The sequence below is a fragment of the Bradyrhizobium sp. MOS003 genome (assembly GCF_003020125.1).
Taxonomy (GTDB): domain Bacteria; phylum Pseudomonadota; class Alphaproteobacteria; order Rhizobiales; family Xanthobacteraceae; genus Bradyrhizobium.
The window spans coordinates 94,081-116,350 of sequence record NZ_PYFW01000004.1 but is presented as its reverse complement, the minus strand read 5'-3'; the positions used below and the strand labels follow the sequence as shown (position 1 = coordinate 116,350).

Below are 22,270 nucleotides of genomic sequence, written 5' to 3'. Positions count from 1 at the left end.
ATTCAGAGGAAGATCACAATGGTCAAGCTGTTTGAAAGCATTGCATTCCGCGGCGTCGAGTTGAGTAACCGGATCGTCGTCTCGCCGATGGGCATGTATTCGGCCGTGAACGGCTACGTCACCCCGTTCCATCTGGTCCACTACGGCAAGTTCGCCCAAGGCGGGGCCGGCCTCGTCTTCGTCGAGCAGACATCGGTTACCCGGAAGGGGCGCATCACCAACGGCGATCCCGGATTGTGGGAGGACGGCCAGATCGACGGCATGCGCCAGATCGTTCACGTCATCAAGTCCGGCGGTTCGAAAGCTGCGATCCAGATCAATCACGGCGGGCGCAAATCCAGCCAGCAGCGCGCATTCCGGGGCAACAGCCATCTGACAGACCGCGATATCGAGATGGGCGAAGAAACCTGGGTGCCGACGGGGCCATCGGATGTCCCGTTCTCTGATGGCTTCCAGACGCCTATCCCTCTCAGCAAGGACGGTCTTGTCGGCGTGCGCGATGCCTTCGTCGCCACGGCGCGCCGCGCCATGCTGGCGGGTTTCGATGTCATCGAACTCCACATGGCGCACGGCTATCTGCTGCAATCCTTCCTGTCGCCGCTTGCCAATTTCCGCACCGACGAATATGGCGGCAGCCTCGAAAACCGGATGCGCTTTCCGCTCGAGGTGACGCGCGCCGTGAGGGCTGCGCTTCCTTCATCCACCCCGCTGTTCGTGCGCATATCCGCGACCGACTGGATCGACGGCGGCTGGGAGATCGAAGACAGCGTCGTCTTCTCCCGCAAATTGAAGGAGCTGGGTGTCGACCTGGTCGACTGTTCAACGGGCGGCAATCTCCGCGCCGGGTCGACCAACGCCAACCTCGGCCGCGGTCCGGGATATCAAGTGCCTTTTGCCGAACGCATTCGCCACGAGGCCGACATCGCGACCGGCGCGGTCGGCATGATCCGAACCCCGGACTTCGCCGAAAAAGTCCTGCAGGACGGCCGGGCCGACCTCATCTTCCTGGCCCGCCAGATGCTCTACAATCCGTTCTGGGCGCTTCACGCTGCAGAGCATTTCGGATTGACCGGCAATTTCGAACAGTGGCCCGAACAATATGGCTGGTGGCTTGCCAAATGGGGCGGAGCGCTTCGCGCCAAGGGCGAAAGCCTTGATGGCATGGAGCGCTACCGTGAGGCGGCCGAATAAAGCCTCATGCGCGCCGATCTTGTCGCAAGATTGATCCTGACTTCAGAATTAGAAATTTCAAAGGGAGCGAAACAAATGAGAAGTGTGCTGGCAGCATCGATGGTTTTCCTGAGTCTTGCTTCGGCTCATGCGCAGGCGCCCGCGTCGAAGCCGGTCAAGCTCGGCGTGCTCAACGACCAGTCGGGCCAATATGCTGATGCCGCCGGGCCTGCGGCCGTCGAAGTCGCTAAAATGGCGATAGCCGATTTCGGCGGCAAGCTGCTCGGACAGCCGATCGAGCTCATTTTCGCCGATCATCAGAACAAGACCGATATTGCCTCAGGTATCGCCCGGCGATGGATAGACACCGAAAACGTCGACGTGATTCTCGATATCGGCAACTCCGCGGTCGCGCTCGCACTGGCCGACCTCGTCCGCGACAAGAACAAGATGATGATCGTGTCGTCGGCGGGCGCGTCGACGATCACCAACGAGAAGTGCTCTCCCAATACGTTCCAGTGGACATACAACACCGCCACGCTGGCACGCAGCACAGCGAAGGCGCTGATCGCCCAGGGCGGCAACGAATGGTTCTTCCTGACGGCCGATTATGCTTTCGGTCATGCATTTGAATCGGATGCATCGGCCGTGGTCAAAGCGAACGGCGGCAAGGTCGTCGGCTCCGTTCGCCACCCCTTCAACACCAGCGACTTCTCCTCGTTTCTGCTGCAGGCCCAGAGCTCCGGCGCCAACGTGCTGGCACTCGCCAATGCCAGCGGTGATACCTCCAACTCGCTGATGCAGGCTCACGAATTCGGCTTGCTCGGCCTCAAGAGCAAGATGAAGGTCGCGGCACTGCTGTTCCAGATCACGGATGCCAAATCGGTCGGCATGAAGAACATGCAAGGTCTGTACACGTCGGAAGCCTTCTACTGGGATCGAAACGATGCATCGCGCGCGTTCGGGAAGCGGTTCTTTGACAAGGTCGGCCGCATGCCGACCATGGTTCAAGCCGGGATGTACTCGGCGACCATGCACTATCTGAAGGCCGTCGAAGCCGCCGGCACGCTTGACAACGCCGCCGTGCTGGCAAAATTCCGTTCGATGCCCGTGAGCGACTTCTTCTCGGAGAAGGGCTACGTTCGCGATGATGGCATGCACATCCACGACTACTACCTGCTGCGGGCAAAGACGGTGGAGCAGTCCAAGGGGCCGTGGGACTTCTACGACGTCGTCGCAACGGTCCCGGCCGAAGACGCCAACATTCCCCGCGAACAGAGCAAGTGTTCGCTGATGAAGAAGTCCTGATCTCCAGGCTTCGTGAAGGATCTTTGAGCGGCAGCCCAGTGCTGCCGCTCAGGGCGCGGCTTCCACCGCTCGATCGGGCTGAAGTGGCCGGCCTGGCTTCCGGTCCCACAGAATTTATGCTTATCTCGCAACGAACCCGAATTGAGGATCTCGACGACACGATTCGGGAAAGGGTGGTCCATGACCGATCAGGCGCGAGAAGCTGTCGAGCTGCTGCTCAAGAACCGTCAATCGGACAATCGGCAATCCTATCTCGTACGCGGCCGCCGGTACGAACAACTCTCCGCCAACGATCTTTGCAAGCTCTGGGCGGAGCAGATGAACCGCTGGGCCGACGACTCGATCGCGTTCGACCAGAGAGCCCTCAACGATCTTGGGGTCGAGATGGGATTGCGGGAGATCGCACCGCCCCTCGAGCAGATCGCGGAAGCGAGGCAGAAGATTCTCGCGAAATCGGGAAAAGCGTTGGCGACAATTCTTGCAGACCATCCGGACACAGAATAGCGGAGGTCAACGGTCGCGTGAACGACGCCGTCCAGCCAACAAGGTATCGTCAGCCCCTCTTTTCACATCCATAGAAATGCGACGCCGTCCATGACGTGCATTGGCATATTTGAGCCAGCTCCCTAATCTGAAATCAACAAGGGAGGCCGAATGAACGAAACGCTGCTGTTCTCGCCACTACGTATCCGTGATGTGGAGCTCAAGAACCGGATCGTGGTCCCGCCGATGCTGCAATACGTTGCAGAGCGCGGCTTCCCGACCCCCTGGCACATCACCAACGCGGGCAAGTTCGCCGCAGGCGGCGCGGGCCTTGTCATCGTCGAGTCGACCAAGGTCGAGCGCCGCGGCTGCGGGACGGCCGGAGACCTCGGCATCTGGGACGACAAGTTCATCGCGCCGCTTCGCGACATCGCGAGCTTCATCAAGTCGAACGGCGCTGCAGCCGGCATCCAGCTTGGACACACCGGCCGGAAGGGAAAGGCCCGGCGTCCCTGGGAGGGAGATGGAACCCTCTCCGTCCAGGAGCTTGCAGCCGTCGACGACGTCGACGGCTGGGACCTGATCGGTCCGAGCGCGCTTGCGTTCGGCAACGGGTACTTCACGCCGCGCGCACTGGAGCGTCACGAGATTCCTGATGCGATCGACGCCTGGGGCAAGGCGGCGGCGCGCGCCGACCAGGCCGGCTTCGACGTCGTCGAGATGCATGCCGCCCATGGCTATCTGATCCATTCGTTCCTGTCGCCTGAGGCGAACCAGCGAACGGACGACTATGGCGGCAGCGAAGCCAACCGGATGAGATTTGCCATCGAGGTCGCCGAGTCCGTGCGCGCCAACTGGCCGGCGCCAAAGCCGCTGTTCGTCCGTCTTTCGATCGAAGACGAGGCGGGCTGGGGTCCGGCGGAGAACGCCAGGCTGGTCCGCATCCTTAAGACGAAGGGCGTCGACGTCATCGACTGCAGCACCGGCGGCCTCAACAGCAAGGTCCCCAACTTCTTCCGCCTCAACGAGTACGGTTATCAGGTCCAGTTTGCGGACTACATCCGCCGCGAGGCAGACATCATGACCATGGCGGTCGGCCTCATCATTCACGGCGATCAGGCCGAAGCGATCCTTCAGGACAAGAAAGCCGACCTCGTCGCTGTCGGCCGAGAGTTCATCCACAACCCGAACTGGGCGATGGACGCGGCACAGAAGCTCGGCGTCGATCCGACCTTCAGCGCGGTCCCGCCGCAAATGGGCTACTGGCTCGAAAAGCGGGCTCGCCGCGGCTTTGGCGGAAATCCCTCCACGTGGCAAAAGGGCATCGCTGCGGATAGCTGATCTTCACCGGGCGCTGTTGTGTGGCGACATTGCCTGTGCTGATTGTTCTTCGAGGCGTGCTGCGGCTCGCCTCGTGAACATCCAGCAACTGCGGGCAATCACCAGACATGTCGTACGAAGACTTGATCAAACAGACCGAGGCGCGACGGCCGGCGGCGTGGGAGTTGCTCGGCGTCGGCGCCGTTTCCTACGAACAGGCACGCGATCGTGCCGTGATCGAATGGCATGCCGAGCCTCGGCATTGCCATTCCACCGAAGGGCATCCGAAGGGCGGCATCGTACAGGGCGGAATCGTGACGGGCTGGCTCGATGCGGCCATGGCGACCGCGAGCCTGCTGCGCGGCGAATACCTGATCACAGTCGCGAGCCTCGAGATCAAGGTCGCATTCCTGCTCCCCGCACACCCTGGCCTGTATCGGGCTTACGGCAAAGTCGTCCGGCAAGGACGCAGCGTCGGCTTCCTAGAGGCCGAGCTGCGAGATTCAAACGACGTGCTCATCGCGACGGCCAGTTCGACGGCGGCTCTACGGCCCAAGAATCCTGCCGGAACCAGCCCGACGTAATCCTTTTGCAATTCTCGGCTCTCAGAAGCCGTAGAGTTGGACTGCATTGTCGATTAGGATCTTCCTGCGGACAGCCTGGTCGGGCACGCAGCGCCTGAACAGATCCATCAGCACCGACTCCTTCGGAACATCGTCGTCGGCGTGGCCCACATGCGGCCAGTCGCTGCCCCAGACCAGCCGATCGGGGTTGGCTGCGACCAGCGCCTTCATGAAGTCCTCGGTGTCCTCGTACGGGCTGCCGACTCGCGTGTTGCGATCCGCACCGGACAGTTTGCACCAATAGCGGCCGCTCTTGAGGCCGCGGTCGCAGAACCACTGGTAGCCACTGTAGTTGACGGTCTTGTCTGCCATGGTGCGACCCTGATGGTCGATGACGAAGTCGAGCGGGAGCTTCTCGATTTCGGGCGCCAGTTGCTGCAGATCGCCGGTCTCGATCCAGAGCTGCGCGTGCCAACCGCGCTCGGCGATGCGCGGCGCCAAGGCTTTCAGGTCGTCCAGGTTCATTCCGCCGCCCGACAGCACGGGCTTGCCGTCCTGGAACAGGAGATTGATGCGCACGCCCTTGAAGCCGGCATCGGTCAACTCGTCCAGCCGCTTGTCGGTGACGTCCTGGTTGAGGATCGCGACCGCACGCAGTTTGTCCGGAAAGCGCTTCAAGGCCTCGAGCGTCACCTCGTTGTCCGAGCCAGCATTGCCGGCATGGACGATCACGCCGCGCGAGATGCCGATCGACTTCCAGACGTCGAACAGCATCTCGACCGGAAACTCCTGCTTCGGAGCGAATTTTCCGGAATAGTCGACGGGGAAGCGATCGAACGGCCCATAGATGTGGACGTGGCAATCGCAACTTCCGTCCGGAATTTTTTCGAGCTTTTCCGTCATGGTGACCTCACTTGCCCGTGAAATTGGCGGATCGGCGCTCCGCCGTGGATTTGACGCCTTCACGGAAATCGTCGGTCACGCGGAGCCGGTTCTGCTCGGCGAGTTCATGGTCCGTCGCCTTCTTGACGCGGTCCGCCAGCCCGGCACGCATGGTCGCTCGGGTGGACAGCAAGCCGAGCGGCGAGCATTCGGCAATTTCCTGCGCGAGCGACATCGCGGCCGCGCGAACCTGGTCCTGAGGGACCAAAACGCTCGCCAATCCCATCGCCAGTGCCTGCTCACCAGTGACGCGACGGCTGGTGTAGAACATCAGCTCGGCGTTCGACTTGCCGATGGCTTCCGGCAGAGTGACCGTCAGTCCGAAGCCGGGGTGGAAACCGAGGCGGGTGAAGTTCGCGGCAAACCGGGCCTCAGGGCAGGTCACGCGAAAATCCGCCGACATCGCCAGACCAAAGCCGCCGCCAATCGCGGCGCCCTGCACCGCTGCGACGATCGGCTTCTTGTTCCGGAAGATGCGCACGGCCTCGATATAGAGGTGACCGCCGTCTCGCTGGTCGCCACTGGCCGGCGCGTCCCGGGCTGGCGTATTGAAATCCGCGCCGGCGCAAAACGCCTTTCCTTGCGCGGCAAGAACGACGGCGCGGATCTCTCCGTTCGCATCGATCTTGTCGAGTGCGTCGGCGACGTCTCGAATGAGCTGGAGATCGAAATAATTCAGCGGTGGCCGCTGGATCTCGATCGTTGCGACGTGGCCTTGCGTGGTAACCGCGATATCAGTGCTCATGTGGAGTCAGATTCCCTTTGTCTTGATCAGCGAAGTCCAAGCCCGCGCGCGATGATGCCGCGCAGGACTTCCGTGGTGCCGCCCTGGATTGTGAGCTTCGGCGCGATCTTGAGCTCGAAATCCAGCTTGTTGCGGAAGGCGTCCTCTTCGTCGTCCTCGAGGTCGAGCAGCGAAGCGAGCTCGCGGACCCGATGCGGCAGGCCCTGCTCCCAGACCGTTCCGAGATCCTTGACGATCGCGGCCTCGACGACGGGTTCGCGGCCCGCCTCGAGCATCCCCGCCACCGAAACGGACATGCGGCGCAGCGTGTGCAATTGCGCGACCAGCCTCCCGATGCCGACGGTCACCCTCACGTCGGGCGTGGCGCCCGCTGCGTTGGTAAGCGCAAGCAACGCATCGTAGGTTTCGAGAAACCGCTCAGGCCCCGAGCGCTCGTAAGCCAGCTCGCTCGTGGCCTGCTTCCAGGCGCCATCGACCTCTCCGATGACATGATCATCCGGAATGAAAGCGTCCTGGAACACGACCTCGTTGAAGTCGCGCTGGCCGCTCATTTGGCCGATCGGACGACATGCGATTCCAGGGGTCTTCATGTCGACCAGGAACGAGGTCAGGCCATGCCGCCGGTTTTCCCTGGTCGAACCGGACGTCCGGAACAGGCCGATCATGTAGTCCGCGATGTGCGCGCTACTGGTCCAGACTTTTGTACCGTTGATCAGCCAGCCGCCATTCGTCTTGGTCGCCTTCGTGCTTGCCGCGAACAGGTCCGAGCCGGAGTTGGGCTCGCTCATGCCGATGCAGAAGAACAGCTCGCCGCGGATGATGCGGGGAAGTACGTCCTGCTTGATGTTCTCGTGCGCGTAGCGAATGAGGGTTGGGCCGCTCTGCCGATCCGCCACAAAAAAGCGGCGCACGGGTGCATTGGCAATCCGCATCTCCTCGGTGACGACATAGCGCTCGAGGAAGCTGCGCTCCTGCCCGCCATACTTCTTCGGCCAGGTCATGCCGATCCAGCCTTTCGCGCCGACGCGACGGGAGAATTCATCGGCATTCTTCGCGCCGACTTCGGGCCTATCGGGATCGAACGTGCCGGCTGCGATCTCGCTCTCAAGGAACGCCCGGACCTCCTTGCGCAACTCCTGGCAATGATCCGGCAGGCGCATGGCGTCGAAATGAATGAGAGACATCGCGGCTCCTTTCAGCGAGAGGCAAGCAGGGGCCAGAGTTCCCTGGCACCTCTGGCGGTGATTAACTCGCCGAGCTTGAGGCTCCAGAACGTTTCGTCACCGAACTCATCGCGCCATGAAAGAAGGCGCAGCGTGAACCGATGCAAGATATGTTCATCGGTGAATCCGATCGCGCCGTGCACCTGATGGGCGATGCCGGTTCCGACCTCGGCGGCCTCGCTGCAGCGAATCTTAGCCGCTGCGATCTCAAGCAGCGCGGCATCGTCATCAAAGCTGGTGTTGGCGATGGTATCGGCCGCCGACGCCGCCGCGGACGCAGCCGCAGCAACCTCACCGCCGAGCCGCGCAAGGCTGTGCTGGATCGCCTGGAATTTCGAGATCGGCTTCTCGAACGCGACACGCTGCTGCGAATAAAGAACCGAAAGTTCGAGGATCCTCTCTAGAGCGCCCGCAATCTGCTGCGCTCGCACAGCAGCGCCCATCAGCAGGAGGACGTCCTTCTCGCGCGCTCCCGATTCCTTCTGGCGCGCACGATGGACCGGCAGCACGTTCGCGAACTCCACGGTGTCGCGAGCGTCGCTCGCGAGGCTTTTGCCGGGCTTCAGCTTGCAATCGGCCATTCGGACCAGAGCGATCGACGGCCCCTCGTCGCCATTGGCCAGCACGACGAGATGCTCGACATCGCTCGCGAAAGGCACCATGCGGGCTTGGCCGTTGACGCGTCCGGTCTTGTCGAGTGTGAGGTGATCTTTCGGCCGAACCGGCGCCACCGTCATCGGCCCGCCCGGCGCGGTCAGACCCGCGCGGTCTAGCAGCCACCCGGCCAGAAGCGTTTCCGCGAGCGGCACTCCCAATGCCGCGCGGCCGGCCTCGCGAACGATGCCGAAGCCATCGCCGAGCGACGCCCCTGCCCCGCCGGCGGTCTCGGAAGCCCAGGCGAGGTCCAGTCCTACCTCCTGAAGAGACGACCAGAGCGGCGCCTTCCAGGCATCGTCGCGCTTCTGGACAATGGTCTGCGGATCGGCCAGATCCGCAAGGACACGCGCGGCTGTTTCAACGACGAGGGTTTCGGAAGCTGACATCGTCATTCTCTCACTATGTGGATGGGGGGCGCGGGCCGATCACGCCCTCGCTCCGCAGCGTAGCGATCTCGGGCTCCGACATGTCCAGCATCGACGACAGCACCTCATCGGTGTTCGCGCCCAATCTGGAGGAGATCGCGGCCGGCAGCCTGTCCGCGCCGTGAATGCGGATCGGGCTGTCCGGAATGACGATCCGCCCGAACTGCGGATGCTCGATCCATTCCAGCATGCCGCGTGAATGCATGTGTCGATCGTTGCACACCTCTTCTAGGTCGCGGACCGGTGCGGACGGCACCTTGAATTTCGCCAGTGCAGCGCAGGCCTCCTCGCGGGTGATCTTCGAACTCCAGTCCGCGATCAACCGGTCGGTTTCGTCCATGTTGCGAACGCGCGCGACTTTGTCGCGGAATCGCGGATCGTCTGCGAGTTCGGTCCGTCCGATCGCTTGCAGCAGATTGCCCCAATGCTTGTCGTTGGTCGCAATGATCGCGATGTAGCCGTCACTCGCCGGATAGACATTGTATGGCGCCGCGGAGAGCCCGCCGTGTCTATTGCCGGTGCGCGGCGGTGCCCTGCCGATGTCGTACATGTAGGCCAGGTTCGAGGCGAGCGCGGGAAACACGGCCTCCTGCATCGCCACCTCCACCAGCCGGCCGACGCCGGTGATCTGCCGCTCGTACAACGCCGTCATCACCCCGGCATAGAGGTGAATTCCGCTCATGAAATCGACCAGCGCCGGACCGGCCTTGACGGGCGGGCTATCCGGAAAGCCGGTAACGCTCATGAGTCCCGACACGGCCTGCACAGTCACGTCCATGGCCAGATTGTCCTTATCCGGGCCCGACAGTCCATAACCGGATCCCGACGCATAGACCAGCCGGGGATTGAGCTCGTGCAGCACGGACCAGCCGATCCCGAGCCGATCCATCACGCCCGGCGCGTAGTTTTCCAGCAGGACATCGGCGTCCTTGACCAGGCGCTTGAGGATCTCCTTGCCCTTCGCGGATTTCAGATCCAGCGTGATGCACTTCTTGTGACCGTTCAGCATCGCGAAAGGTGCGCCCGACCCGCGACTGACGCTGTCGCGCTGACGAACCGGTTCTCCGGCAAGCGGCTCGATCTTGATCACCTGGGCCCCGGCCTTGGCCATCAGATAAGTTGCGTAAGGGCCCTGATAGACCTGGCCAAGATCGATGACCGTGAGGCCATCGAGCGGAAGATTGCGTCGACCCTGCATGTGTCTGTCTCAAATCCCTTGCAATAGGCTATCTCTACTACGCGCCGAGATAGGCTTCCTGGATGTCAGGCGCATTGGCGATTTCACTGGCGGATCCCTCGCGTACGATCGAACCGACTCTCAGGACGTAGGCCCGATCGGCGATCTTGAGTGCCGCGCGCATGTTCTGTTCGACCAAAAGCGCCGACAGGCCCTTGGAACGCAGCGCGCCGATAGCGCCGAGCACGAATTTGGAAAAGAACGGCGACAGGCCGAGTGACGGCTCGTCGAACAGGATCAGCCTTGGACGCGCCATCAGACCGCGACCGATGGCAAGCATCTGCTGCTCACCGCCGCTGAGATTTCCGGCGGCCTGCCGAAAGCGCTCGCGTAGGCGCGGAAACATGTTCAGCACGTCCTCGACCGTGAACACGGGGCCGCTGCCGAACGCGTCAACGATCTTCAAATTCGCCTCGACCGTCATCGACGGAAAGATCTCGCGCCCTTCGGGGACGTGGCTGATGCCGGCCCGGCTGAGCGTCCAGGGCTTGCGCCCGTCGATGCGCTGATCCGCGAACTCGATGCGGCCCGCAGTGATCGGCAGGACGCCGGAGATCGCGTTCAGCAACGTGGTTTTACCCGCGCCGTTGGCGCCGAGGATGGCGACGATCTCGCCGCGGTTGACGGAGAGCGAGACGCCGCGGAGCGCGACGACCTTGCCGTAAGCCGCCGAGACGTCCTTGACGGTCAGAAGCGTGCCATCACTCGTCATCGTCAGCCCCCAAATAGGCGGTCACGACTTCCGGATGACTGAGAACGTGATGCGGCGCGTCGACAACGACAGGCTTGCCGTCGACGACGACGAGCGCGCGGCCGCAGAGCTGCCGGATGACCGCCATGTCGTGCTCGACGATCAGGATGGTCCGCCCCGGTGCGATCGCACGGATCAGGGCGATGAAGTCGGCGGTCTCGCGCCCGTTCATGCCGGCGGCGGGCTCGTCGAGGAACATGATCTTCGGATCGGACATCAGTGCGATTCCGACGGCCAGCCGGCGCTGCACACCATAGGCAAGCACGCCGGCCTTCCGGTGCCGCTCTCCGTCGAGGCCGATCAGCGCAAGAATCTCCTCGACGCGGTCCTGGAAGGCCTGCTGATCCCGGACATAGGACTTGCTGCCGACGATGCGGCCAAGGACGCCATGGTGAAAGCTCGCATGGCGCCCGAACAGGAGATTTTCCAGCACCGTGCTTTCGGCAAACACCGCAGTTCTCTGGAAGGTTCGGGCGACGCCTGAGCGCGCGATGAGATGCGGCGGCATCCCCGATATCTCGCTTCCCATGATGCGGATCGATCCGCTGGTCGGCACGGTGATGCCGCAGAGGATGTCGAACAGCGTCGACTTGCCCGCACCATTCGGGCCGATAATGCCAAAGATTTCGCCTTCCTCGACATCGAGGCTGACGCCGTTCAAGGCCGTCACGCCGCCATATCGCTTGACAATGTCCCGGGCCGAGACGACTGGACGCTCAGCGGCTGCGATCGTCATCTGTCCTCCTCCCGAGCCGGTCACGCAGAGCAACGCCCAGTTGATGCAGTCCGCCGGGGGCAAACATCATGATCAGGATGATGATCGACGAGAACACCAGGATCCTTACGTTCGGATCGAGGTTCATAGCCTGCGGTATCAGCGTGAACATCGCAGCGCCGATCACCGGTCCGACCACGAGCTGCGCGCCGCCCAGCAGGACCATCAGGAGCCCATCCACCGTGTTCGCGACGCTAAAGACCTCGGGCGTGACAATCTGCGTGTAGGGAACGGCGAGCGCACCAGCCAGTGCAGCAAACGGCGCGCTCAGCATGAAAGCCTTGAGCCGGACGCGCGCCACATCGACGCCGACCGAGCGCGCGAGATGGGGATTCTGGCGGACACTGTCCATGGCGGCGCCGAACGGAGACCGGCGCAGGGCCACCAGGAAGACGATTGCAAGCAGAAGAATGGTGGCGGTGACCGCGAAGTAGGTCTGCGGATCCGACAGCTGAAGCGGGCCTATCTCGATCGGCGGAAAGCCGAACAGACCGAGCGGCCCCCCGGTGATCTCCTCGAGATTCGTCGCTGCGACCATGGCGACGCCGGTCAGGCCCCAGGACACGATCGAGAAATAGGCGCCGGTCAGACGCAGCGTGATGACGCCGATGATGGCGGCCAGCACCACGGAAAGCACGAGCGCGATCAGCACCGCGACCTCGAACGGCAACCCAAGCTTGCCCATTCCGATCGCCGCGCCGTAAGCGCCGACGCCGAAAAACAGGCATTGGCCGAGCGGCACCTCGCCGACGCCGCCGAGGATGATGTTGATGCTCAGAGCAAACAGGGCGAACGCACAGGTGTAGCCGGCAAGGGTCACAACGAACGGGTCGGTGAACGCGAAGGCGAACGCCGCGATGGCCACGGCGGCGCATGCGACGTAAATGGCCTCTCGCGCGGCGCGCGCAGCCTTGTTGCCGTTCATGGCGCCGGCCCGCTTCCTGTCCATCATCGTGCCGAAATCCTGGATCGCCATTTCAGTGCCGATGCTGCTGGACTTGGCCAAGCAGTCCCTGCGGTCGGAACAGTAGCGTGGCGATGACGAGGCCCCAGCCCAGCGCGGGCGTCCACGAGACAGAGACGTAAGTTTCGAACAGCGCGTTGGCGACACCAATCAGAAGCGCACCCAGCATCGCGCCGGGAATGCTGCCCATTCCGCCCAGGATGACGACAGTGAAACCGACGATCAGCGCGCTGTATCCCATGGTCGGGTAGATCGTTGAGATCGGCGCCAACAGCGCGCCGGCCAGACCAGCAGCAGCAACCCCGAGCACGAAGGCCAGCGTACGTATCCGGGGGACGTTGATGCCGGAATAGAGCGCACCGCGCGCGTTCTGGGCCACGGCGACGACCTGCTGGCCCTTGATGCTCAGGCGCAGCCACAGGCCGAGTGCGCAGAGCACGAGCACCGAGCAACCGAAGATGAAAGCACGCTGCGAGGTCACGAAGATACCGACAAACCGCATCGTGCTTTGTCCCAGCGGCGACGTCACGGGGAGCGGATCTGGCCCGAAGATCAGGATCAAACCGGCTACTGCGGCCTGGCCGAGCGCGAAAGTCACGATGAGCGAGCCGTGATGGGAGTCCCCGTAGAGGCTGCGCCGGATGACGATCCATTCGGTCAGAGCGCCGATGATCACAACGACCAGCACCGACAGTGGAACGGCAACGAAATAGTTCAGGCCTCGCGACGTCAGCAAATAGCAGGCGTAGCCGCCCATGGCGAAGAATGCGCCATGGGCAAAATTGGCGATGCCTACGATTCCGAAGATCAGCGTCAGGCCCACGGCGATGACGGCATAGCCGGCGCCCAGCACCAATCCGTTGACCAAAGTTTGAGCCAGAAGTTCCAAAGCCGTAGGCACCCTCTACGTTAGATCCGCGGTCGATCTTCAGTTCGAGCTAACGCGCTCAAGCTGAACGACAGCCCCGTTCTCGACTCGCTGAATGTAGAAGTACGGCGCGCGCGCTCTGCCCTTTTCGTCGAACTTCAGCAGGCCACGCGGGCTCGGCCAGGCGCCTTCGCGAATGACCTTCGAGATCTTGTCGTAATCGCTGTCGGTTGCGGCCTTATCCATAGCGGACGCGATCAGGTTGATCGCTTCGAAAATCACCAGCTCGCCCTTGCCGGGGACGCTGTTGAACTTCTTCTGATAGCTCTCGACGAATTCCTTGCCGTCAACCCCCGGATCGGAAGCCATGAAGATTTCACCCGTGATGACGCCATTCATGGCGCCTTCCGACGGCTTGATCATGCCCGGCGTCACTACGCCCGGCGACATCGCCTCGATCTTGAAGCCGCCGAGCTGGCGCACCTGCTTCCACAGTTGTGCGGCGCGCGCCGGATAGGCGTCGGCGACGTAAATCATGTCCGGATTGCTTGCCTTGATCTTGGTGAGGATCGACGTGAAGTCATTGGTCTCTGCGTCGTAGGTCGACGTGCTGACCAGTTCGATGCCAGCCGATTTGAGGCTCTCCTTGAGCTTCTCAAGAACAGTCTTGTTGAACTCGGAATTCTCGCCCATGTAGGCGACCGTCTTCGGCTTCAACGTCTTGACGATATAGGCGTTGAACGCCTCCGAATTCAGCGACACCGTGTTGTTGATCTGGAACAGCCAGGGGCTGCCCTGGTCGGTGATGGCGTCGGCCTGCGCGCCGGCATTCACCTGCAGAATTCGCTTCTTCGTGACCGAGGATTCCGCGAGAACAACCGAGCTGTTGGTGCCGCCGGTGATCGCCTTCACGCGTCCGACAGACATCAGCTTCTGCACCGCTGCGACGCCGCCCTGCGGCGTACCCTTCTCGTCCTCGAAGACCAGCTCGATCTTTCGGCCGCCGAGAATGCCGCCCCGCTGATTGATCAGCTCCGCCGCGTATTCAGCGCCGCGCTGCAGCTCCTGCCCGTAAGTCGCGGCCGCGCCACTCAGAGGCAGCGCAAGTCCGATCTTGACGGGGTCGGCCGCCATCGCGCTGGGCGCGTAAGCGAGTTGCACAGTCGCAGCCACGACGGCGCCCAACGACAACATGATTCTCCGGCGATCCGCACGCATCATCTCTTCCCCTTATGATTTTGTCAGGTTGTCCACGGCGACGCCGCGGCGGACCCCTTTTGAATTCAGGTTAACTCGACAGATTTGAACTCAATTCAGATTGCGCTGAAAGAGATCGAACAAGCGCTCCCAATGCCGCTCGGTGCTGGCCTTGTGGTAGAGGCGCCGGGTCGGAAAGGCGAAGCCGTGCTCGGCTTCCGGATAGTATTCCATCCGCCCGTTGATGCCGGTCGCCTCGATCGCCCGCGACACCTGCTCGAGCATCTCGGGAGGCGCATAGTGATCATGCTCGGCCAGCGCAAAGTAAATCTCACCCTTAATCTTGTCGGTGACGAGATGCGCGGAGTCCGGCTGGTCAGTGACGAGGCGCGCGCCGTAGACGGAGGCGCCGGCAGCCATGCGATCGGGAAACACACCCATCGCGCGATAAACGTAGCGGCCGCTCATGCAATAGCCGACGCATCCCGTCTTGCCCTGCCGTGCAGTCGGCTCATTGGCGAGGAAGTCGAATATGGCCTGAGTGTCTTCCATCACCATGGTGTTGGTGAGGTGGCGATTGAGCTTCCACATGAACTCCAGCTTGTCCGCGCAGGCGGGGTCCCACAGCCGGTTGGCGTCGAGATCAACGCAGCGGACCATGCGGTAATACATGTTCGGCATGATGACGTAGTAGCCGACCGTCGCGAGACGCCGGCACATGTCGGACAGCTCCTCGCGGACGCCGACCGAGTCCATGTAGAAGATGACGACAGGGAACGGTCCTGGACGGTCCGGGTGAAACACATACGTGTTCATCACCCCGTCCTTGGTTTTCAGATCGACGACCTTCTCCTGCACGACTCCACCCTTCTAACCATTTTGTATCTCCGCGCGTTCGAGGCGTGGAGTGGCGGAAGCATGTGCCGGGACGTGGCTGAAAGCCAGAGCATTACAGATATGCGTGCGTATTTACAGATATGTGAAAACGGAGTTGTTCAGTTGCGGGATTTTGTCGCGGATGCGTGATCCTCCCGCGTGACGAATTTGTCGATGCCTTCGCGCAGCGATCTCAGGATTTGCGTTCGCTTGGATACCAGTCGTTCGACCGGACCGCCGACGCCGATCGCCAGGATGCGGCCGTGGCGCCGCTCCGGCAGCAACATCCCGATGACGCCCGCTCCGGCCGTTACAGTGTGAAGGGAGATGACGTAACCATCCTTGCGGATCTTGCGGAGCTTCTGCATTAGCTCCTTCAGGTCGACCTTCTTCTTTCGGTCTTCCTCCTCGAAATTGATGCGGCGCACGAGCTTCTCGATGGTGTCGTCCGAACGCGCGCTCAGCAGCATCCATCCCAGGCCCGAACGCGCAAGCGGCCGGATTGTCCCAGGCTTGATCGAAAACTGGATCGCGCGCGGCGAAGGCTGGACATGGATATATTGCATGTAAAGGTCGCTCTGGGTCGCGATGCTGACAGTCTCTTCCGTTTCCTTGTTGAGGTGATTGACCAGCGCGGAAATTCCGCGCTCGCCGAAAAGCGCGCCCTGCACCCAGTGTCCGAGCTGAACGATCCGCATCGTCGGCATGTAGGTCCGCGAATAGCGGTCGAAATCGACATAGCCGAGCACCACCATGCTCTTGAGGACCGCGGACGCGCTGGAGACGGGGTAGCCGAAGCGCAGCGCGACTTCCTTGAGACTCAACGGCCGCTGCACTTCATCGAAATATTCCAGGATCTCGAACAGCCGCTTGGCCGTCTTGATGACCTCTTTGGACATGGTGCCTCACTTGCTTTTTCATATAGATAGAAAACTTTTCCTGCAGGCGAAAGCCGTTTCGCAGTTTCCCGGCTTTTGTTAGAAGGCCCACCTAACGGAGGACGCCATGGTTGCTACCGAGCAGATGAAGTTCGATGTGTCCGATCGTGTCGCGACCATCACGTTCGACCGGCCGGACAAGATGAACGCCTGGACGCCAATCATGGAGAGCGAGCTGCGCCGCTTGATGGCGATCGCGTCCGAGGACGACGGCGTGCGCGCGATCGTGATCACCGGCGCGGGCCGGGGCTTCTGCGCCGGCGCCGACATGGGCCGCCTCTCCGACGCGTCGTCGGGAAGGGCCGCCGCCGCGGTGCCGGTCGTGCCCCCTATAAGCGACGACGATCTGGCGCAGCGCTACAGCTACCTGCTCGCCGTTCCCAAGCCGATCATTGCGGGCATCAATGGCGCGATCGCAGGCGTCGGACTTTGCATCGCGCTGTATTGCGATCTCCGCTTCATGGCAGCTGGCGCAAAGCTGACCACGTCCTTTGCCCGGCGCGGCCTCATCGCAGAACACGGCAGCGCCTGGATGTTGCGTCAGCTCATCGGACCGATGAACGCCGCGGATCTCCTGCTGTCCGGACGGGTGGTCGAAGCCGCTGAGGCCGAGCGGCTTGGCCTCGTCCGAATGTTGCCCGCAGACAGTTTTCGCGAGGCAGTTCAGCAGACCGCGTCGGATTTTGCCAATCTCTGCTCGCCCCGATCCATGCGCATCATCAAGCAGCAACTCACGGCAGCCCCGCGACAAACCCTCGCCGAAGCGACGCAGCTCGCGAACAGGGAAGTCGCAATCTGCCGGGGAACCGAAGACTTCAAGGAAGGCGTTGCCCATTTCGTCGAAAAGCGGAGGCCAAGCTTCACCGGCAAGTGATGCGAGAACGCGAGCCTCTTTCGATGGAACTAGGGGCCAGGCCGGGCGCGTGCCCCGATCATCAGGCCGGCCGGACTCGGCTCGGCCTGCGCGATATCTTCAGTAGCCACGCCCCGCCCCTCGAGGATCGCGAGAAAGCTGCGGCCTTCCTCGGTGATGTTCCATACGTCCGGCTCGCGCACGACCAACTTCTGGCCGAAGATATCAAGACCCGGCGCACGTTCGGCGAGCCGCCTCATCCGTCCGGTCCATTCCTGGCCACTCGTATAGAGGATGGCAAGGTGCTGCTTGATGACCTCGAGGCTAGCGCGTCCTTCGGTCTGGCCGTCGAGAATTTTCAGGATGGAAAGCTGGAAACTCACAAGCGACTCAGACGCTACCATTCACCGTCGCCGTATATTTGAGCCGAGCACGATGTGGAAGTCATGACGGTTACGCTGAAACGGGATACCGGCCCTGTCGATGCACTCGGCTGGACCTGCCTGCGGGACCCGACTAACCTGCCGTCAGATAGACACGAAATCAGAATGTCGGCTCGGCATCGCCGGATCTATGCGGAATAGTCGGCCCAATCAGACGATGGCAAGAAGAAGCAAGAGAGCGACGGCGGACGAGCAGATCACGGAGGCGACGAGCTACGGCCCGCCGGCCGCGGGATCGGTCAAGTCGGCAGGACGTGTGCTGCGAATCCTGGAATTCTTCGACGAGATCCAGCGCGACGCGCGCGTTGCCGAAGTGGCCGAGCGCCTGAGATTTCCGCAATCTTCGACCTCAATCTTGCTCAACTGCCTCGTCGAGCTCGGCTACATGGATTATCTGCAGGAAAGCCGCAGCTTCCTGCCCTCGCCGCGCGTCACCCTGCTTGGGACCTGGCTCGACAAGGGCCCCGTCAGAAACGGCAGCCTGATGCGGATGCTCGAAGAGCTGTCCCACAAAACAGGCGACACCGTCATCATCGCTGCGCGAAGCGGAATCTATGCGCAGTATATCCACGTCTTGCAGGCCCGTGCGACTATGCGCTTTCATGTCCCGCCCGGATCCAGGCGCCTCGTGGTCTGGTCCGCCACCGGGTTTTCGCTATTGACGTCGAGCAGCGACAAGGAGATCCGCAGCCTGTGCACGCGCACCAACGCGGAAGCCGCGCTCGGCATATCCCGGATCGACATCAATCAGGTGCTGGAAAACGTCGAGCGAACGCGGCGTGAAGGCTTCTTCTTCTCGGCCGGTCTCGTCACCCCCGGCGCCGGATCGATTGCCGTGCCGCTGCCTGAGGGCATCGACGGCTGGAACCGCGCGCTTGCGGTCGCGGTCTCAGGCCCACTCCAGGATATCACGCGGCGACAGACGGAGATCGTCACGCTGCTCAACGATGTCGTGCAGCGCTATCTTCGCCCCACAGCCTCGGTTTAGGCCGCGCCGGCGGCTGCCGGCCGGTCGACGAGCAGCGGCCAGAGACCCTCGCCGCCTTGCGCGCAGATCATCCGGCCGATCTTGTCCTGCCACCAGGGTTCCGCCCCCCATTCGTCGCGCCACGACCAGAGCCGGCGGGTCGCGTAATGCAGCGGATGCTCTTGGGTAAACCCCATCGCGCCATGGACCTGATGGCAGAGGGCCGCGACCTGACCGGCAGATTCACCGCATCGCGATTTTGCAATCGCCACGGCCAGCGCGTCATCGCCCAGCCGCGGCGACTCCGTCAGCGCGTCGCCTGCCGCCGACGCCGCGGCAAAGTGGCCTGCCGCAATCGCCAGCATATGCTGGATGGCCTGGAATTTCGCGATCGGGCGGCCGAACTGCACGCGCTCATTGGCGTACGACAGCGCATAATCCATGCACCGTTCCATCCCGCCGATCATCTGCTGCACACGGATAGCTGCGCCGAAGGGCATCAAGCCGTCAACTCCGAGACTGGCGGGCGCCGGCAGGATATCGCTCGCGGCCAACTGCACGCCACCGAAGTCGACATCTTCGCGCGGCTCGTAGGCGACGTTGCGCCGCGTCTTGTTCGAACGCGCCTTGGCGGTCGGCACGCGGCAGAGGAAGGCCTTGCCATTCGCGTCGTGTGCAAGGACCAGCGCGGTCGGAGCCTGCTGGCCCCAGGCGACATGCCGGGCGATACCTCGCAAAATCGTGCCTGCCGCACCCGAGACGAGCGTGATGCGATCCTGCGGATTAACCGGCGCAAGCGTCACCGCGCCCGCGATGACGTCGCCGCCAGCGTCGGTCCAAAGCGCGTTGGCGATCATGGTCTCGGCCAGCGGCAGCGGGACGGAATGAAATGCGGACCTGCGGATCAGGTTTGCCCCAACGTCCGGCGTGAGCCCCGCCCCACCCTTCATTTCCGGCACCAGTGCCGACGGCAGGCCGGCATCTTCAACCGCGCGCCATGGCGCATCAGGCCAATGCCCCGCATCTGCCGCGGACAGAACCTTCTTGTCGATGTGCTGCGCGAAGAGGCGATCGGCCTGCTCGAGCACAATGGCGGACATGTCTTCCATGGCATTCTCCCCGTCAGCGCAGGCCAAGACCGCGGGCAATCATCCCGCGCAGGATTTCCGGCGTGCCGCCGCGAATGGTGAACGATGGCGCGTGCAGCAACACATGTGCCATCGCCTGCGAATACTCGTCATCATCATCGAGACTTGCCTCGACCGGCAACAGCTTGCGCACCGCTTCCGGGACTTCCCGCTCGAATGCCGTGCCGACATCCTTGACCAGTGCAGCTTCGGTGACCGGACTTTCGCCTCGCTCCAATAGGCCCGCGATCGACGACGACATCCGGCGCAACGTGGCGAAGTGAGCCGCGAGCCGGCCGATCTCGACCGCCTGCCGCTCATTCGGCTCGCGCCCGATCTTGTCGACGAGTTCGACGAGAAGCCTGATGTCCGACATGAAGCGATCCGGGCCGGCGCGTTCGAACGCCAACTCGCCGGTCACGCGCGTCCAGCCCTCGCCGGGCTTTCCGATCATCATGTCGTCGGGAACGAAGCAGTTCTTGAAGAACACCTCGTTGAACTCGTGCCCTCCCGACAGGTTCATGATCGGCCTGATCTCGATGCCTTCCGAGCCCGTATCCACAATGAACTGGGACAAGCCTGCGTGACGGTTCTCGCTGGGCGGCTCGGTGCGGGCCAGCACGATCAGGTAGTGGACACGGTGCGCGTTCGAGGTCCAGATCTTGGTACCGTTGATCACCCAGCCACCTTCCACCTTGTCCGCCTTGGTGCGGGCGGCCGCAAGGTCGGAGCCGGAATCGGGTTCGCTCATGCCGATGCCGAAATAGCACTCGCCCGCGGCAATCCTGGGCAGAATCAGCTCGCGCGCTCGCTCGCTGCCATGCTTGAGAATCTGCGGACCGGACTGCCGATCCGCGATCCAGTGCGCACCGCCCGGCGCGCCGGCCGCCAGCATCTCTTCGGTCATGACGAAGCGCTGCAGGTTGGAGTATTCGCCACCGCCATAGCGTTTCGGCCAGATCATGCCGATAAAACCGGCTTTGGCGGCGCGCTTGCTGAACTCCGGGTCGAAAGTCGACCAAGATGTCCGGTGGGCGGCGTAGCGGCCCTTGTCTCGCTCCTCCTTCAAGAAGGCGCGAACCTTGCGCCGCATCTCGTCTGCTTCGGGCGGCAAGGTCAGAGATTCGAACCGGAACGCGCGCATTCAAGCCTCCATTCGTCGAAAGTCGTCGTCTGGCAGAATAGTCATCATCACCCCCGCCTCATCTGCTCTTGCCGCTCGGGGAGATTGTCTTCGGCACATGCATTCCGATCTCCGCGAGCAACTCGGCCGTATGTTCGCCCAGCCGCGGCGCATGGCGGCGGACCCGGAACGGCGAGGAGCTAAAGGACACCGGCGACCGTATCGACTTGTATGCTCCCTCCGATGGATGCTCGGCACGGCTGAACATCCCGACCGCCTTCATGTGTTCGTCATCGGGCAGATCGGCGAGACCCAGGACGGGCATACAGGGAATGCTGACGTCGTCGCAGAACGACACCCATGCGGCCGTAGAATGCCGGGGGGCTTCCTGCTCAATGATCTCGTAGAGTGTCTCAAGATGCGCCACCCGCTCGACCAGCGGAAAGAAGCGGGTGTCGGACTTCATTTCGGGGCGCCCCACGAAGTCGAAGAAGTCGCGCCAGTTGCGATCCGAATAGGGAAGGATGCACATATACCCGTCGCCGGTGCGAAACGGCTTGCGGCGCGGGCTGACGACGCGGGCATAGCCGGGGTCGCCGAGCGACGGCTCAAAGGCAAAGCCGAGCAGATGCTCTATATAAGCGAACTCCGCCGTGGTCTCGAACATAGGAACCTCGATGGCCTGCCCTCCGCCACCACGCTCCCGCTGGAACAGCGCCGCCATCACCGAATAGGCGATTGCTTGCCCAGACAGCTTGTCACACAGCACTGTCGGCATGAAGGCCGGCTCGCCGCGCGCGACCATATGCAATGCGGCGAGCCCGGAGCCGGCCTGGATGATATCGTCATAGGCCGCCTTGTCGCGATAAGGTCCTTTCTCGCTGAACCCGTAAGCGCCGCAATAGATGATATCAGACTTGATGGCGCGGACGGCCTGATAGCCAAGCCCGAGCTTGTCGATAGCCTTGGGACGCAGCGAGTGGACGAACACGTCGGCTGTCGCAATCAGCTTGCGCAACGCATCCATCCCCGCAGGCTGCTTCAGATCGAGCATGACGCTGCGCTTGTTGCGGTTGAGATGGAGAAAGCCGCCGGCCATGCCTTCGTTGCGATTGGGGCGATATGTCCGGAAGGAATCGCCCTCCTCGCTCTCGATCTTGATCACGTCAGCCCCGAGATCGGCCATGATGTGCGTTGCAAACGGTCCCATGATCACGTTGGTCAGGTCGATCACGCGAATTCCGCCCAACGGGCCGTCTGCAGGGGTCGTGTCCATCCCGAAGCTCTCTCGTTCATTGGCCACCGCGGTTGGCGC

The 22,270-nt window shown here is 62.5% G+C and carries 23 protein-coding genes; 7 read left to right on the top strand and 16 right to left on the bottom strand.

Going from position 1 to position 22,270, the window contains the following annotated elements; translation table 11 throughout:
* Positions 1-18 precede the first annotated feature (18 nt).
* The 5 genes from C7G42_RS19425 to C7G42_RS19405 all read left to right on the top strand — a co-directional run bounded on the left by C7G42_RS19425 (position 19) and on the right by C7G42_RS19405 (position 4,865).
* Positions 19-1,191, top strand: coding sequence for an NADH:flavin oxidoreductase/NADH oxidase (locus C7G42_RS19425; RefSeq protein WP_106950582.1), 1,173 nt, complete (start codon positions 19-21; stop codon positions 1,189-1,191).
* 75 nt (positions 1,192-1,266) lie between these two features.
* On the top strand, positions 1,267-2,478 hold the full coding sequence (locus C7G42_RS19420; protein WP_106950581.1) for an ABC transporter substrate-binding protein: 1,212 nt from the start codon (positions 1,267-1,269) through the stop codon (positions 2,476-2,478).
* Between the two features lie 180 nt (positions 2,479-2,658).
* Positions 2,659-2,982, top strand: coding sequence for a hypothetical protein (locus C7G42_RS19415; protein WP_106950580.1), 324 nt, complete (start codon positions 2,659-2,661; stop codon positions 2,980-2,982).
* 150 nt (positions 2,983-3,132) lie between these two features.
* Positions 3,133-4,302 (top strand): NADH:flavin oxidoreductase/NADH oxidase, encoded by a 1,170-nt coding sequence (locus C7G42_RS19410; RefSeq protein WP_106950579.1) that lies wholly within the window; start codon positions 3,133-3,135, stop codon positions 4,300-4,302.
* A 107-nt stretch (positions 4,303-4,409) separates the two neighbouring features.
* Positions 4,410-4,865 (top strand): PaaI family thioesterase, encoded by a 456-nt coding sequence (locus tag C7G42_RS19405; RefSeq protein ID WP_106950578.1) that lies wholly within the window; start codon positions 4,410-4,412, stop codon positions 4,863-4,865.
* Between the two features lie 21 nt (positions 4,866-4,886).
* Here the strand turns inward: C7G42_RS19405 and C7G42_RS19400 are convergent, their stop codons facing one another.
* The 12 genes from C7G42_RS19400 to C7G42_RS19345 form a co-directional block, all read right to left on the bottom strand.
* Positions 4,887-5,747: an amidohydrolase family protein gene (locus tag C7G42_RS19400; RefSeq protein ID WP_106950577.1), complete on the bottom strand. Its 861-nt coding sequence runs from the start codon at positions 5,745-5,747 to the stop codon at positions 4,887-4,889.
* Between the two features lie 7 nt (positions 5,748-5,754).
* Positions 5,755-6,531 carry an enoyl-CoA hydratase/isomerase family protein gene (locus C7G42_RS19395; RefSeq protein ID WP_106950576.1) on the bottom strand — a complete coding sequence of 259 codons (777 nt, stop codon included), beginning with the start codon at positions 6,529-6,531 and terminating at the stop codon, positions 5,755-5,757.
* A gap of 26 nt (positions 6,532-6,557) precedes the next feature.
* Positions 6,558-7,715, bottom strand: coding sequence for an acyl-CoA dehydrogenase family protein (locus tag C7G42_RS19390; protein WP_106950575.1), 1,158 nt, complete (start codon positions 7,713-7,715; stop codon positions 6,558-6,560).
* Positions 7,716-7,726: 11 nt separating this feature from the next.
* Entirely contained in the window at positions 7,727-8,797 is a 1,071-nt protein-coding gene (locus tag C7G42_RS19385; protein WP_199581005.1) for an acyl-CoA dehydrogenase family protein, read from the bottom strand.
* Between the two features lie 13 nt (positions 8,798-8,810).
* Positions 8,811-10,034 carry a CaiB/BaiF CoA transferase family protein gene (locus tag C7G42_RS19380; protein ID WP_106950573.1) on the bottom strand — a complete coding sequence of 408 codons (1,224 nt, stop codon included), beginning with the start codon at positions 10,032-10,034 and terminating at the stop codon, positions 8,811-8,813.
* A 37-nt stretch (positions 10,035-10,071) separates the two neighbouring features.
* Positions 10,072-10,785 (bottom strand): ABC transporter ATP-binding protein, encoded by a 714-nt coding sequence (locus tag C7G42_RS19375; protein WP_106950572.1) that lies wholly within the window; start codon positions 10,783-10,785, stop codon positions 10,072-10,074.
* A complete protein-coding gene (locus tag C7G42_RS19370; protein ID WP_245427824.1) occupies positions 10,775-11,560 on the bottom strand; it encodes an ABC transporter ATP-binding protein in 786 nt (261 codons plus the stop codon). The genes C7G42_RS19375 and C7G42_RS19370 overlap by 11 nt, the downstream gene beginning before the upstream one ends.
* Positions 11,541-12,575, bottom strand: a complete 1,035-nt coding sequence (locus tag C7G42_RS19365; RefSeq protein ID WP_245427822.1) for a branched-chain amino acid ABC transporter permease — start codon at positions 12,573-12,575, stop codon at positions 11,541-11,543. Before C7G42_RS19365 ends, C7G42_RS19370 begins: the two co-directional genes overlap by 20 nt.
* 1 nt (position 12,576) lies before the next feature.
* The gene (locus C7G42_RS19360; protein WP_106950570.1) at positions 12,577-13,452 is read right to left on the bottom strand and encodes a branched-chain amino acid ABC transporter permease; all 876 of its coding nucleotides are present in this window, start codon (positions 13,450-13,452) and stop codon (positions 12,577-12,579) included.
* Positions 13,453-13,491: 39 nt separating this feature from the next.
* A complete protein-coding gene (locus C7G42_RS19355) occupies positions 13,492-14,625 on the bottom strand; it encodes an ABC transporter substrate-binding protein (protein ID WP_245427820.1) in 1,134 nt (377 codons plus the stop codon).
* A 114-nt stretch (positions 14,626-14,739) separates the two neighbouring features.
* Positions 14,740-15,486, bottom strand: coding sequence for a dienelactone hydrolase family protein (locus C7G42_RS19350; protein ID WP_106950569.1), 747 nt, complete (start codon positions 15,484-15,486; stop codon positions 14,740-14,742).
* A 137-nt stretch (positions 15,487-15,623) separates the two neighbouring features.
* Positions 15,624-16,403: an IclR family transcriptional regulator gene (locus C7G42_RS19345; protein WP_106950568.1), complete on the bottom strand. Its 780-nt coding sequence runs from the start codon at positions 16,401-16,403 to the stop codon at positions 15,624-15,626.
* A gap of 106 nt (positions 16,404-16,509) precedes the next feature.
* On the opposite strand from C7G42_RS19345, the gene C7G42_RS19340 reads away from it, so the two are divergent.
* Entirely contained in the window at positions 16,510-17,316 is an 807-nt protein-coding gene (locus C7G42_RS19340) for an enoyl-CoA hydratase-related protein (protein WP_106950567.1), read from the top strand.
* A 29-nt stretch (positions 17,317-17,345) separates the two neighbouring features.
* On the opposite strand, the gene C7G42_RS19335 is transcribed toward C7G42_RS19340, so the two are convergent.
* Positions 17,346-17,678 carry a hypothetical protein gene (locus C7G42_RS19335; RefSeq protein WP_245427818.1) on the bottom strand — a complete coding sequence of 111 codons (333 nt, stop codon included), beginning with the start codon at positions 17,676-17,678 and terminating at the stop codon, positions 17,346-17,348.
* A gap of 217 nt (positions 17,679-17,895) precedes the next feature.
* Between C7G42_RS19335 and C7G42_RS19330 the strand changes: the two genes are divergently transcribed.
* A complete protein-coding gene (locus tag C7G42_RS19330) occupies positions 17,896-18,726 on the top strand; it encodes an IclR family transcriptional regulator (protein ID WP_106950566.1) in 831 nt (276 codons plus the stop codon).
* Here the strand turns inward: C7G42_RS19330 and C7G42_RS19325 are convergent.
* From C7G42_RS19325 to C7G42_RS19315, 3 genes are read right to left on the bottom strand one after another with little or no spacing between them, the layout of a single operon-like run.
* Entirely contained in the window at positions 18,723-19,841 is a 1,119-nt protein-coding gene (locus tag C7G42_RS19325) for an acyl-CoA dehydrogenase family protein (protein ID WP_245427816.1), read from the bottom strand. The genes C7G42_RS19330 and C7G42_RS19325 overlap by 4 nt on opposite strands.
* Complete coding sequence (locus tag C7G42_RS19320; protein ID WP_106950564.1) at positions 19,828-20,976, bottom strand: acyl-CoA dehydrogenase family protein; 1,149 nt, start codon at positions 20,974-20,976, stop codon at positions 19,828-19,830. Before C7G42_RS19320 ends, C7G42_RS19325 begins: the two co-directional genes overlap by 14 nt.
* Positions 20,977-21,034: 58 nt before the next feature.
* Positions 21,035-22,231, bottom strand: a complete 1,197-nt coding sequence (locus tag C7G42_RS19315; RefSeq protein ID WP_283809851.1) for a CaiB/BaiF CoA transferase family protein — start codon at positions 22,229-22,231, stop codon at positions 21,035-21,037.
* Between the last annotated feature and the right edge of the window lie 39 nt (positions 22,232-22,270).

Excerpts from the sequence above, each read along its gene's own strand:
- C7G42_RS19405 (WP_106950578.1), top strand. The coding sequence starts at position 4,410 with ATGTCGTACGAAGACTTGATCAAACAGACCGAGGCGCGACGGCCGGCG.
- C7G42_RS19375 (WP_106950572.1), bottom strand. The coding sequence starts at position 10,785 with ATGACGAGTGATGGCACGCTTCTGACCGTCAAGGACGTCTCGGCGGCT.
- C7G42_RS19400 (WP_106950577.1), bottom strand. The coding sequence starts at position 5,747 with ATGACGGAAAAGCTCGAAAAAATTCCGGACGGAAGTTGCGATTGCCAC.
- C7G42_RS19320 (WP_106950564.1), bottom strand. The coding sequence starts at position 20,976 with ATGCGCGCGTTCCGGTTCGAATCTCTGACCTTGCCGCCCGAAGCAGAC.
- C7G42_RS19365 (WP_245427822.1), bottom strand. The coding sequence starts at position 12,575 with ATGGCGATCCAGGATTTCGGCACGATGATGGACAGGAAGCGGGCCGGC.
- C7G42_RS19340 (WP_106950567.1), top strand. The coding sequence starts at position 16,510 with ATGGTTGCTACCGAGCAGATGAAGTTCGATGTGTCCGATCGTGTCGCG.
- C7G42_RS19355 (WP_245427820.1), bottom strand. The coding sequence starts at position 14,625 with ATGTTGTCGTTGGGCGCCGTCGTGGCTGCGACTGTGCAACTCGCTTAC.
- C7G42_RS19345 (WP_106950568.1), bottom strand. The coding sequence starts at position 16,403 with ATGTCCAAAGAGGTCATCAAGACGGCCAAGCGGCTGTTCGAGATCCTG.
- C7G42_RS19415 (WP_106950580.1), top strand. The coding sequence starts at position 2,659 with ATGACCGATCAGGCGCGAGAAGCTGTCGAGCTGCTGCTCAAGAACCGT.
- C7G42_RS19390 (WP_106950575.1), bottom strand. The coding sequence starts at position 7,715 with ATGTCTCTCATTCATTTCGACGCCATGCGCCTGCCGGATCATTGCCAG.
- C7G42_RS19420 (WP_106950581.1), top strand. The coding sequence starts at position 1,267 with ATGAGAAGTGTGCTGGCAGCATCGATGGTTTTCCTGAGTCTTGCTTCG.
- C7G42_RS19380 (WP_106950573.1), bottom strand. The coding sequence starts at position 10,034 with ATGCAGGGTCGACGCAATCTTCCGCTCGATGGCCTCACGGTCATCGAT.
- C7G42_RS19315 (WP_283809851.1), bottom strand. The coding sequence starts at position 22,231 with ATGGACACGACCCCTGCAGACGGCCCGTTGGGCGGAATTCGCGTGATC.
- C7G42_RS19370 (WP_245427824.1), bottom strand. The coding sequence starts at position 11,560 with ATGACGATCGCAGCCGCTGAGCGTCCAGTCGTCTCGGCCCGGGACATT.
- C7G42_RS19385 (WP_199581005.1), bottom strand. The coding sequence starts at position 8,797 with ATGTCAGCTTCCGAAACCCTCGTCGTTGAAACAGCCGCGCGTGTCCTT.
- C7G42_RS19395 (WP_106950576.1), bottom strand. The coding sequence starts at position 6,531 with ATGAGCACTGATATCGCGGTTACCACGCAAGGCCACGTCGCAACGATC.
- C7G42_RS19425 (WP_106950582.1), top strand. The coding sequence starts at position 19 with ATGGTCAAGCTGTTTGAAAGCATTGCATTCCGCGGCGTCGAGTTGAGT.
- C7G42_RS19410 (WP_106950579.1), top strand. The coding sequence starts at position 3,133 with ATGAACGAAACGCTGCTGTTCTCGCCACTACGTATCCGTGATGTGGAG.
- C7G42_RS19330 (WP_106950566.1), top strand. The coding sequence starts at position 17,896 with ATGGCAAGAAGAAGCAAGAGAGCGACGGCGGACGAGCAGATCACGGAG.